We start from the raw sequence: 11932 nt of genomic DNA on the forward strand, positions 1-11932 counted from the left end.
TGACCGGATTAGTTGAGTGCCCACTGGAAGAAGCCGATGGCTTCGAGTTCTGCCCGGAGTTCCTTCAGGGCAGTTGCGGACGGATTGCCCTGGGGCAGGCGGGCCGGTCCCAGCGGGACTCCCTGCCAGCCGAGGACTGCTTTGGCACATCCCATGTAGCCTTTAGACGCCAGGATGTTGATCATTTTGACGGAAAGGAGCTGACATTCGTGAGCCGTAGCCAAGTCTCCTTCCGCATAGGAAGCCATGAGTTTCTGGTACAGGGCGGGAGCAAAGTTGAAGGAACTGCCGACGGCACCTTTGGCTCCGGTGGCGAGGGCGCCCAGGAACCATTCGTCAACGCCCCAGGGGAGGTCGAATGCACCAGTTTCATAGTTCAGAGCATCCATGTACAGGGCAAGATCGGGATTGGTGAATTTGATCCCTGCAAAATTGGGGATGCGTTCCTTGGCCAGTTTGAGGAAGGCGACGGGACTGAAGCGGACGCCGGTCAACACGGGGATGTCGTAGAAGTAGTAAGGGAGGTTGGGAGCTCCTGCTGCAGCTTCGGCGCAGCAATCGACAAGGAGTTCCAGAGTGCCGGGCTTGTAATAGGACGGTGCAAGCGAACTTGTGGCCAGGAAACCGAGTTCCTGGGCATAGGCTGCCAGTTCCCGGGCATCGCGGATGCTGTTGGAACCGGTGTGGGCGATAACGCCGACGCCATACTTCTCACCTGCTTCTTTCCATGCGGCATAGATTTCCTTGCGTTCGGCAAGCTGCATGGAAGAGGACTCTCCCGTACTGCCGGTGATGAAGGCAAGTTTGACGTTTTGTTCGGACAGGTGGCGTGCCTGGTCGGCAACGGCTGCGGGGTTCAGGTCTCCGTTTTCGAGGAACGGCGTATGGACTGCGGCGACGAGACCGTGGAGTTTTAATTGGGAATTCATGGGAGTCTTCTGTTGATGTTGATAGAAGGGGGGATTATTTGGCTGAGGAACTGTTACGGAAAAGGCGGAGGGCGAGTTGGGCCCATGTTTCCAGTCGGTCGAACAGTTCGGAGGATTCCAGTTCTTCCGGGGATTTGAAAGAAAGGTTGGCCAGGGCGGACTCGTTGGATGTGACGTCGCCCGATTCCAGTTCAAAGAGGTGGACGATGCCGAGATGGACGGCTCCGACGTCGTTGGTGTCATCATTAATGGCTCCAATGACGCGCTGGGTGTAGGATCCGTTGATGCTAATTTCTTCGCGGACTTCTCGGTCGACTCCGGCCATGTAAGTAGCGAGGGTGATGGTATCTTCCTGGTTATCGATGGGGTTGATATGTCCGCCGATACCGAGAGAACCTTTGTCGTGCAGTCTGGCTTCTCCTCCGGAGCCTCCGCGGGTGTAATGGAGGATTTTACCGTCGCGAACGAAAATTCCATAAGGAATAATCTGTTTGAAGGAGGAATCCTGCTCCGCTACTTCCCGATCCATGAAACGGGCTACCCCCGGCTTCATGCAGGCGTCCAGCAGATGGCTGGCCTCCGGGCTGGTCCCCTGAAAGTAACCGGCTTCTTCAAAAGCGGATCGGGGAATAACGAGTACTTGTTCTCCATGGTACCGGGACATGCCAAACAACGTATATGAATCGGTGCATGGTTCAATCTAAATATGCGTTAAACTTGAAGGAAGAAATGGAAAATGTACGAAAATGGAAAAGAAAAATTGAGCGAAAACTCCTGTGTCCGGACTCTAATACGCATGGAAGAATTGAGAATAATTCAAATTATAGGCCGTGAAATTTTGGATTCACGCGGAAATCCTACTATTGAAGCAGAAGTCCGCTTGGCCGGAGGAGCATTGGGACGGGCATCCGTACCCAGCGGGGCATCGACGGGCGAGCATGAAGCCTGGGAACTCCGCGATGGAGACAAATCCCGGTACCATGGACGCGGAGTAACCCGAGCGGTTGGTAATATCAATGACTTGATTGCCCCGGCTCTTGTCGGTTGGGATGCGACTCGGCAGACGGATATTGATGCGATTATGACGTCGCTGGACGGTACGGTGAACAAGTCCCGGCTGGGGGCCAACGCTATCTTGGGAGTGTCTCTTGCCGTGGCAAGGGCTGCGGCAGTCCAATTGGGGTTGCCTTTATACAAATACCTCGGAGGACCGAATGCGAAGGTTCTGCCTGTTCCAATGATGAATATCATCAATGGAGGAGCGCATTCCGATGCCCCGATTGACTTTCAGGAACTGATGATTATGCCCAAAGGGGCTCCTTCTTTCCGGGAGGCTCTCCGGTATGGTGCGGAAATTTTCCATTCTCTGAAGGACGTGCTGCACTCCAGGGGGCTGTCGACTGCCGTCGGTGATGAAGGCGGGTTTGCGCCCGATTTCAAATCGGTGGAGGATGCTCTGGACAGTATTGCCCTTGCTGTCGAGAAGGCGGGATATGAGTTGGGAGAAGATATTGTGTTGGCGTTGGATGCAGCGTCTTCCGAGTTTTATGATGCGGATTCCGGGTTGTACGTCTTTAAGAAATCCGACGGAAGTAAGAAAACGGCTTCCGAGTTGGCTGATTACTATGTGGAGTTGAAGAAAAAATATCCCATTGCCTCAATTGAAGACGGCTGTGCTGAAAATGATTGGGACGGCTGGAAGGTCCTGACGGAGAAACTGGGTGCTACGACCCAGCTTGTTGGAGATGACCTTTTCGTGACGAATGTGGAATTCCTGAAGAAGGGGATGGAAAAGGGCGTTGCCAATTCCATTCTCGTCAAGGTTAACCAGATCGGTTCCCTGACGGAAACGTTCGATACGGTGGATATGGCGATGCGCAACCGCTATACGGCAGTGATTTCCCACCGTTCCGGAGAAACGGAGGATTCTACCATTGCGGATATGGCTGTGGCATTGAATGCCGGGCAAATCAAGACAGGCTCCTTGAGCCGTTCCGACCGCATGGCCAAGTACAACCAGTTGTTGCGCATTGAGGAAGAACTGGGAACTTCCGCCCGTTTCGGCAGTGATCTTTTGCTGTTTTGATGAAATGATTTGAATGAGGTGCCGCCTACCGGAAGGATATTCCCGGTAGGCGGCACTTCCCGTCTTGCGGGATGGATTTTTTTCCCATAGAACAAAAGAGTGAATAGGAAAGTCGTTGTTTTTGCCGTTGCCGGGGTGCTTCTTGCGGTTATCCTGTTTTTTCTGCTGGGGGAGAAACCGGATCCTCGCGAGGTTGTTCTTGGGGATTGGGTCGATCCCCATTATCGGGTTGAGGCTCATGTGTCGCCCCATGAAATACGTTTTTCTCTGCCGGACGACCGGAGAGGGCATACCTTCTCCTACAGGATGGATACGGATAAGGATCCATGCGAGATGATTCTACTGAGGGATGATGGAAAAACTCCTTTTTTTACGGCTTTGCTTGAATTCGAAGGGAGAGACAAGGTAAAATCACGCAGTGCCAAACGCCGCTCCCTGATGGACGGTGGCATGGCGGGGAACTGGCAACGCATGAAGGATGAAAAAAAATGAGTCCGGTGCAGAACTTTTTCTCAATCCGCGTGTTTAATAGTCAGAAGTACTATGGAAGAAATGAATCAGGAAGACCGTCCATTATGGGATTTGCTTGGCAAGGCGGAGCGGGCTAAGGCCCCTGCCGGATTTGCCGATTCCATCATGGCGAAGATTTCCGCGGTAGAACAGCCTGCGGTGCCTGTGCCCCATGGTTCATGGGGACGCTGGAAGTGGAGCGGAGCGGTGGCGGCAGCCTTGGCCGTCTGCGTGAGTTTGGTCATTTCCTTGCAGGATTCCTCAGTGTCTCAGGATACTTATGCTGTACAGGTTGTGGATGACGAGCTTCTGCTGGATGTGGCTTATGCCTCTTTGGGTAGTGAAAGCCTGCAAGATGCCGTATGCCTGCTTTCTTCACAGGAGTCCGTTGCTGATATGAGCGATTCGGAAATCGTCGGTCTCGTATTCTGAATAAATCGTTTGCCTTGTCTCATCCATGCCTTCCCTTGAGGAAGGCATTTTTTATGGTTGGATGGGGAGGGAAAATTCCTGCGGAGCACCTCCGGCACACGGTGGGAATCAATGAATGGAATGCACCGGTTCGATACGGATGATGTTTTCTTCCGGGAGAGCAAGGTTGTTTTTATCCCTGGCAATCATTTCAAAATATTCCGGATCCTGAGCCATCCAGATGTATTCCTGTTTGGCTTGCTTGAGGCGGATGTGGGCTTTTTCCAGCTTGGCCCGTGTAAAACTTTGTTCCTGTTCCAGATTTCTGAGCTCTTTCCAAGGCTTGAGGCAAAGGAGGGAAAGAAGGGCTGCCATTAAAAAAAACAGCACCGTCGCAAATAAAGGCAGGGTATGCCGGACGACTTCTACACGCTTTTGTCTCCGAACGGCAAGTTCGTTAAGCGTGTATTTGGAATGGCGCCGGCGGGAAAAAAACATAGCTATGTCTTAACATCAAACTTTTGAGGCTATCCTGGCCCCGTGTCAAGATGGAAATCAGCGAGTAGTGGAATTTATACTTCCATGGATACGGGCCGGGATACGGCGTCAGATTGTAGTGAAAAAAACTTTCAGTGTTGTTCTTGGATGCAGGCTGACCGGATGGCTTCGAATAGATCGTCCTTTTCCAGAATGTAGCCGGTCATGGGATCATGCCACATGAAAGCTATTTTGGATGTACGAAGGCTGCCGGTGGGATCCGTTTCATGCGCAACAGGAAGCTTGTCCTGAAGTTCCGGCACGATTTTTTCGACGAGTTCGAATGTCGTGACCGGCTCGGAAACAAGATTGGCTGAGAAAAGCCCGCACATCCACGCCGTTTCAACATCTGCAACGATCCGGGAAACCGGATAGAACTGGTGGCGTTCCAGCAGGGAGACAGGAAGTGTATCCTTGTCCGTCTTTTTGAGTTCATCGAGCACGGAAAAACCCTGTCCCAGGCCAATGAGTTCAGGTAGGCGGATCGTAAGGACTCTCCCGAATTGAAGGTTGAGAAAGTCTCTCAACTTAATTCGGTCATTCAAATAGGGATCGCTGCTTTCTGTGAGCTGGTCAGCATCTTCATCGCCGTCCGGAGGCAGCAGATCAAGGGTTGTGATGTAGGTAAGACGTTCGATTTTTACTTCGTGGAGACGATGGATCAGTTTTTCGGTCAGCGTCGCGTATTTGTTCGGTTCTGCCTTTGCCGCTGCCGGCCCTTCCCAGAAGGCAGGATCAATGAGAAGAACTTCTCCGAATTGCTTGTTGCGGATGAGATCCCAGTTTTCCGGTTCAAACAGGTAATCGTAAAACCGTTTCGACGCCCAGAGTTTTCCGAGCGGACAGGACGATCCGATGAGGGCCGTGTTGGTCATGGATGGGGCGGGCGGGGAAAGGCTGTGCTTAGCTCAGGGCATTGAATGCGGACTTGAAGAAGAAGTATCCCCAGCCCCAGTCTGGATGGCCCGCCCAGTCGCGATCATAGTGGCGGTCGGGCAGGAGGAAGCGCTCCGGATGGGGCATGAGGCCCATGGCACGTCCGGTTTTGTCCTGAAGTCCGGCAATGTTGCTGGCGGAGCCGTTGTGGTTGTCGGCGTACTGAAGAGCGACGAGTCCTTCGGCGAGGTATTTTTCCGCATCTCCCGGATTGGTGACGAGGCGTCCTTCCGCATGGGCGGAAGGAAGTTCGAATTCATCGGGAAGCAGCTGAAGGAAGGGTGATGTCTTGGAAACTTTGACGAGACGATCCCATATGCATTCGAACCGTTCGCTCTTGTTATTGATGAGGCTGGCCTTGGGCAGGATCCCCAGTTTGGTCAGGATCTGAAATCCGTTGCAGATGCCGAAGATAAAACCTCCGTTGGCGTGGTGTTTGTGCAAGGCATCACCGAGGAAGCGTTCCGTTTCCATCTGGGCAAGACGGCCGCTGGTGACGTAGTCGCCATAGCTGAAACCGCCGCTAAGGACGACGAGCTGGGCTTTTTTCACATGATCCGGCGTGGCCGTCGCGATCGGCTGAACCTGTGTGGAGAATCCGGATGCAAGAAGAGCGCGTTCCGTTTCCACATCGCAGTTGGTACCGGGGTACTTGAGAAGAAGTGCGTGAGGCATGATGAAAGGGTGGGGAAAAGTTTGAAATCAGACGGGAATGAGGAATCAATAATAGGGAGTCAAACCGTCTTTCCAGAGCTTCTTAAGTTCTTTGACGGAACTGTCGAGAACGAGTTTGCCTCCGCAGCATGTAGCTTTGAGACTGTCGATATCCTCCGTGGATTCTCCGATACAGGCGCAGGGGAATCCTTCCATAGCTGCTTCGAATTCGGAAGCGAGGTCGGGGTCGACTTCGACGAGAATGCGTCCGGTGCTTTCGCTGAAGAGTGGGACTGCGGGGGAATTCCAGTTGCCTCGCGTCGGCAGCTTGGAGAGATCCAGCGTGATGCCTCCCTTGCCGGAGAATGCCATTTCGGCAGCCGCTACGGCGAGACCGCCTTCCGAAATATCATGGGCGGAGAGGACGAGTCCGGCGGTGAGGGCTCCATAGTATGCCTTGTAGAGAGCGAAGTTAGCCTTGCAATCCGTCTGGGGGACTTTGGCTTCCTGGATGCCGTTGATACGGGCAAAGACAGAAGCCCCCATTTCATCTTCCGTGTAACCGATCATGTAGAGCTTGCTGTTATTGCGGCGCAGGGAAGAACCCGTGACATGGGAGGGGTCTTCCACGATACCGAATCCTGAGCAAAGGAAACTGACGGGGATGTTGATTTCCTTGCCGTCGAGTTCGAAGTAGTTATAGAATGAGTCCTTGCCGGAAATATACGGGGCATTGTAGTCTAGAGCCGCGCGGGCGATGCCCTTGACGCATTCGACGATGCGCCCGAGTTCCTTCGGATTGTGGGGATTGCCCATGCAGAAGTTGTCGAGCAGGCCGATGCGGTCGGGATTGGCGCCAACAAGGGTGAGCTGGCGGACACATTCGTCCACCGTGCCGGTGCCCATGGCGTAGGGATCGGTTTTTCCCCATTCGGGCAGGATGGCGCAGGCCATGGCTATGCACTTGTCGGAACCGTTGACGGCGACGACGGAACCGTCCTGGGGAGCATCGGCTGTGGCTCCGGCGAGGGGCTTGAGGATCGTGTTGCCCTGTACTTCGTGGTCGTATTCGCGGATGATGGGTTCGCGGGAGACGATGGCGAAGTCGGCCATGACGGTTTTGAGGGAAGTGTTCAGATCCTTGTCCGGCAGGTCGAGCCCGGTTTTGGCGGGAACTGAATCGAAGGTGGAAACCAGATGCTTGGTGGGAGCTTCGTGCAATTTGGAATTATCCATGCTGCAGACGAGTTCTCCGTTGTGCCAGACCTTGAGGATGCCGGTGTCGTCGGAGTGTCCGAGGACAGTCAGTTCCGTCTGGAAGGTGTCGGCTAGCTTCTGAAGTTCGGGAATGTCTTTTTCTTCAACGGCGAGCACCATGCGTTCCTGGGATTCGGATAGGAAGATTTCCCAGGATTTGAGCCCCTGTTCCTTGAGAGGGGCGTTTTCAAGGAAGATTTCCCCGCCGGTTTCGCTGAGCATTTCACCGGCTGCAGAGGAGAAACCTCCGGCTCCGCAGTCCGTGATAAAGACGATCAGGCCGCGTTCACGGGCTTCAAGAATGAAATCAAGTGTCTTCTTTTCTTCGATCGGGTTGCCGATCTGGACGGCGGTGAAGTCTTCTTCATGGGAGGCCTCGTCCAGAGCGGCGGACGAGAAGGTTGCTCCCTTGAGCCCGTCGCGTCCCGTACGGCCGCCGATAGCGATGATTTTCAGGCCTGGACGCATTTCCTTCTGGATGTCTTCGCGGGGAATGACGCCGGCTGTACCGCAGTAGACGAGAGGGTTGTAGATGTAAGTCGGGTCGAACTGGATGGCTCCACTGACTGTCGGAATGCCCATGCGGTTACCATAGTCGCGGACACCGTGGACAACTCCGCGCATGATGCCGAGGGGGTGGATGACGTCGTCTCCCTTGATCGTCCGTGGATCGGTGTCGGGGGCTCCGAAGCAGAAAACGTCCAGGGAAGCGATAGGCTTGGCCCCTTTGCCGGCACCGAGAATGTCACGGATGACGCCGCCGAGTCCGGTGTTGGCCCCTGCATAAGGCTCAATGGCAGAGGGGTGATTGTGCGTTTCTGCCTTCAAACAGACGGCCAGTTTGTCGTCCAGTCCGATGAATCCGGCATTGTCCACGAATGCGCTGAGGACGAATCCCGGCTTGCGGGCCATAATTTCCTCGGACGGGCGCAGGATATAGGTTTTGAACAGGCTTTTGACCGTTTCCTTGCTGCCATTGGAGGTGTGCTCGATCTCGGCGGAGAAGATACGGTGCTTGCAGTGTTCGGACCAGGTTTGGGCAATGACTTCGAGTTCGACATCGGTAGGTTCCCGGCCTTCTTCGATAAAGATTTTCTGGATGACTTCCATGTCCTCGGTGGACAGGGAGAGTTTTTGCGCCTTGCTCAGCTCGGCAAGCTGGTCGCTGGTCAAGTCGCGGATGGGAACGATACGGTATGTTTTTTCGGACATGGTCGGAAAATAGGGAAGGATGGTTGCGAGAAATCAGGCGATAGTCCAGTTGTGGATGGCGGGGTTGCACACATCCTTGGCAAAGCGGGCGGACAAAGCTGTTTTGTCGCCTTCCCCGAATACATACACGCGCTGTGTGATTTTAAGTTTGTCAATGGAGAACGGCATGTCCGGACGGCCCTGATAGTTCTGGATGATGGCTTCTTTTTCCAGATCCAGCGCTCCGGCTTTCATACCGTAGTCGAGGATGAAGAGAGCCCCGTCAAGCATGGGCGTCTCTTGTTCCGAAACCTCTTGGGCGATGTGATCGACCAGAATGCTCAGCAGGTATTCCCTGGCCTTGTCGACATCACCTCCTACTTCAACCGTATAAACGCGGCTGCGGCGGAAGAGAAGGCCGGCATTGAGGGGAGTGTACAGCAGATTGTCGGCATTGGCTGCATCCTGAAATCGGCTGATTACTTCAAAGTGGAGTGTCATATCGCCCAAGAGGTACGGGTGTTGAGGCTAAAGTCAGGCGTTCTTCTGGAGGCGTGCAAGCACTTCTTCGTAGGCTTCCATTACATTGCCGAGATCCTGACGGAAACGGTCCTTGTCCATTTTGGCTCCGGTTTCAATGTCCCACAGACGGCAGGTATCGGGAGAAATCTCATCGGCGAGAACGATCTGAGTCGGATCTTCGGCAAGGCGACCAAATTCGATCTTGAAGTCGACGAGGGTCAGGCCGACTTGCTTGAAGAAATCGATGAGCACTTCATTCACCGTGCGAGCCTGGTCCTTGAGGAACTGGCATTCGGCTTCCGTAGCGGCACCCAGTTCCCGGGCGTAGTCATCGTTGATGAAGGGATCGCCCAGAGAGTCGTCCTTGTAGGAGAATTCGACGATCGGCTTCGTGAAGCGGGTTCCTTCCTTAACGCCCATGCGCTTGCTGAACGAACCGGCGGCGATGTTGCGGACGATGACTTCCAGCGGAAGGATGGAAACTTTTTTGACGTCGATGTTGATGTCGTCCACATCGGCTACAAGGTGGGTTTTCACGCCTTTGCTTTCAAGCATCTTGTAGATGACGAGCGTGATGGCCTTATTCATTTTGCCCTTGTTTTCAAACTGGGCCTTTTTAGCGCCGTTGCCGGCGGTGGCATCGTCCTTGTATTCCATGCGGAGTACATTGGGATTTTCGGTCGTATAAAGTCTCTTGGCCTTTCCTTCGTAAATGGGTTCCATGATTAGGGTGCGCGGAGGTTAAAACGCGGCTCCCCCACATACTGCATTGGACTCGCAAGGTCAAGCCGCAACAGAATCATATCGTTGGTTTGCCAGGAAAAATTCTTCCAATTTTGTCACAGAAGACTTCCGGCTTGCCTTCTTGCTTTTCTCGGCGCATCCTGTATAAAGCAGAGAAATTTCATTCTGAAATCAGGATTACGGAAATTCGCATTGATTCACGGAGGGGAAGAGGTATGGTGAACGAAGTATGCATGCCGATTTGGAGAAACTGAAATCGTTGGGCAAAATCAGCCCCTCTCTCGCAGGAAAACTTGATCAACTCTCTCCCGGTCGTTATTGCCACCACAAGGAATGGGGAACCGGGAAGGTTTCCAGTTGGAACCTCCCGAAGAAAACCCTGGTGATCGATTTTGAAGCCAAATCAAGCCATACGATGGCTCTTGATTTGGCTTTTAAGTCTCTGACCCTTCTCCCGGACGACCATTTCCTCGTCCAACGCTACGAAGAATTGGAAAAATTGAAGGAACTCGCCAAGTCGAATCCCGTCGAACTTATCCGCGTGACGCTGGAAGGTAATAACAACCAACTCAAGCCAGAAGAACTGGAAAAAAATCTCAAAGGAAGCGTTGTTCCCGCCGCCAAGTGGAAAAACTGGTGGGACAACGTTCGTTCGGAACTTCACAGCAAAGTGGAATTCGCGATGCCGACCCGCAAGGGTGAGGCCATCCGCCTTCGCCAGCAGGAAATGAGTTATGTGGAGTCCGTGATTGACGACTACAGCAGCCATAAGGATATCAAAGCCCGGGTACGGGTCGTCGATTCCGCCAAGCTGGAAAAACTGGTGGCCGACAAGGAAGGTTCTCGGAAACTGCTGAAAATGCTGAATGAAGATGTTCTCAACGGTAGTACTATTGTGCTTCAGCAGACGCTGGAGCTTGCCGTGATCCGCGATATGATCGCTTCGGCTATTGGAGAGGATCTTTCTTCGTACAAGGCATTGGCCGATATTCTGTGCGAATACATGGAGCCTTTGCCGGAAATCCTCGGCGCTATTCCCGCTGTTCGCCAGAAGAGCATTTACGAAGCTTATCCCGTAGCCTTTGGTGATGGCTGGGTAGAACAGGCATTGCGTGTCTTTGACCTCGGCGGAGCTCGTGCCGTCGGCGAAGTTGCCAAGTTTATCAAGGAACAAAAACAGGAAGCTGCCTTGCAGGAACACCTCCGCAAGGGTGTCCTCAGCCAGACCCTCCAGCCGGACGGCCTGATCTGGATCTGCCGGAATAGAAAAACAGATGGCAAGGGGGCCTTTTGCATCGAAGTCGGTTCCGCCATTCTTGCTCTGATTGACCAGGACTATATGGACGGCGGTCCGAACCGCATGCTCCGCCTGAAGAATCTGATCATGGACGACAGCCACCTTGTCTGTGACATGATCAAGGAAGTCCCTTTCGGTGAAGTCCGTCAGTTTGCCAAACTTCTTTATGGTTCTCCCGCGTTCCCCGAGTTGGACCGCAAGGCCTTGCTCGCCCGCATGATGAGTATCCATCCGACTCTGCAGGACATTATCCTCAAGTCCGGAAGCGACGATACCAGAAAGAAACAGGAACCCGTTTTCGTTTCCTGGAGCAGTCTGGACAAACGCAAGGCGGAATACGAGGAACTCGTCAACGTCAAGATCCCGCAGAACAAGCACAACAAGTCCGTCTTCCGTGCCGAAGGTGACTTGCGTGAAAATGCCGGCTATCAGGATGCCAAGGAAGTGGAACGCGTTTTGAACCGTCGCCGCGCCGAGTTGGAACGCGATCTTTCCATGGCTCGCGGTACTGACTTCAAGGGCGCTGATACTTCCGCCGTTTCCATGGGAACGATTGTTACCTTGGAAAGCGAATCCGGCGATTGTGTCGATTACACGGTTCTAGGCGCCTGGGATTCCGATCCCGAGCAGCACATTGTTTCTTACCTTTCCCAGGCCGGGAAGAAGCTGGTTGGCCACAAGGTGGGAGAATCCGTGACGATCGTCCCGATCAACGAAGAACGTAAACGTATCTTTACGATTAAGGCTATTAAAGCGGTGAATCCGTAAGTTCAGGACTAGACAATGTTTTTAATAAAGGGCTGTCCTGCCGAGAGAGGCAGGGCGGCCCTTTTTGTGTGTAGAACTTCTTTTCTTTAC

At 53.4% G+C, this 11932-nt stretch carries 12 protein-coding genes; 4 read left to right on the forward strand and 8 right to left on the reverse strand.

The features are described from left to right. Window positions 1–8: 8 nt before the first annotated feature. Both QET40_RS08790 and QET40_RS08795 read right to left on the reverse strand, forming a co-directional pair. A complete protein-coding gene (locus QET40_RS08790) occupies window positions 9–929 on the reverse strand; it encodes a dihydrodipicolinate synthase family protein (protein ID WP_280126799.1) in 921 nt (306 codons plus the stop codon). A gap of 34 nt (window positions 930–963) precedes the next feature. After that, window positions 964–1593, reverse strand: coding sequence for a hypothetical protein (locus tag QET40_RS08795; RefSeq protein WP_280126800.1), 630 nt, complete (start codon window positions 1591–1593; stop codon window positions 964–966). Window positions 1594–1725: 132 nt separating this feature from the next. On the opposite strand from QET40_RS08795, the gene eno reads away from it, so the two are divergent. From eno to QET40_RS08810, 3 genes are all read left to right on the forward strand, one after another. Continuing rightward, window positions 1726–3015, forward strand: a complete 1290-nt coding sequence (gene eno, locus QET40_RS08800; RefSeq protein ID WP_280126801.1) for a phosphopyruvate hydratase — start codon at window positions 1726–1728, stop codon at window positions 3013–3015. 99 nt (window positions 3016–3114) lie between these two features. Beyond that, a complete protein-coding gene (locus QET40_RS08805; RefSeq protein ID WP_280126802.1) occupies window positions 3115–3507 on the forward strand; it encodes a hypothetical protein in 393 nt (130 codons plus the stop codon). A 51-nt stretch (window positions 3508–3558) separates the two neighbouring features. After that, window positions 3559–3957, forward strand: a complete 399-nt coding sequence (locus QET40_RS08810) for a hypothetical protein (protein ID WP_280126803.1) — start codon at window positions 3559–3561, stop codon at window positions 3955–3957. 108 nt (window positions 3958–4065) lie between these two features. Here the strand turns inward: QET40_RS08810 and QET40_RS08815 are convergent, their stop codons facing one another. The 6 genes from QET40_RS08815 to purC form a co-directional block, all read right to left on the reverse strand. Then, complete coding sequence (locus QET40_RS08815) at window positions 4066–4434, reverse strand: septum formation initiator family protein (protein ID WP_280126804.1); 369 nt, start codon at window positions 4432–4434, stop codon at window positions 4066–4068. Window positions 4435–4565: 131 nt separating this feature from the next. Next, the gene (locus QET40_RS08820; protein ID WP_280126805.1) at window positions 4566–5348 is read right to left on the reverse strand and encodes a hypothetical protein; all 783 of its coding nucleotides are present in this window, start codon (window positions 5346–5348) and stop codon (window positions 4566–4568) included. 28 nt (window positions 5349–5376) lie between these two features. Beyond that, window positions 5377–6084 (reverse strand): phosphoribosylformylglycinamidine synthase subunit PurQ, encoded by a 708-nt coding sequence (locus QET40_RS08825; protein ID WP_280126806.1) that lies wholly within the window; start codon window positions 6082–6084, stop codon window positions 5377–5379. Between the two features lie 45 nt (window positions 6085–6129). Next, entirely contained in the window at window positions 6130–8532 is a 2403-nt protein-coding gene (gene purL, locus QET40_RS08830) for a phosphoribosylformylglycinamidine synthase subunit PurL (protein WP_280126807.1), read from the reverse strand. Window positions 8533–8565: 33 nt separating this feature from the next. Then, window positions 8566–9012, reverse strand: a complete 447-nt coding sequence (locus QET40_RS08835) for a hypothetical protein (RefSeq protein WP_280126808.1) — start codon at window positions 9010–9012, stop codon at window positions 8566–8568. A 33-nt stretch (window positions 9013–9045) separates the two neighbouring features. Beyond that, window positions 9046–9756, reverse strand: coding sequence for a phosphoribosylaminoimidazolesuccinocarboxamide synthase (gene purC, locus QET40_RS08840; RefSeq protein ID WP_280126809.1), 711 nt, complete (start codon window positions 9754–9756; stop codon window positions 9046–9048). Window positions 9757–10006: 250 nt separating this feature from the next. Here purC and QET40_RS08845 point away from each other — a divergent pair, with 250 nt between their 5' ends. Next, entirely contained in the window at window positions 10007–11842 is a 1836-nt protein-coding gene (locus QET40_RS08845) for a GreA/GreB family elongation factor (RefSeq protein ID WP_280126810.1), read from the forward strand. Window positions 11843–11932: the final 90 nt, after the last annotated feature.

The organism is Akkermansia sp. N21169 (assembly GCF_029854675.1).
In the GTDB taxonomy this organism is placed as follows: domain Bacteria; phylum Verrucomicrobiota; class Verrucomicrobiia; order Verrucomicrobiales; family Akkermansiaceae; genus Akkermansia.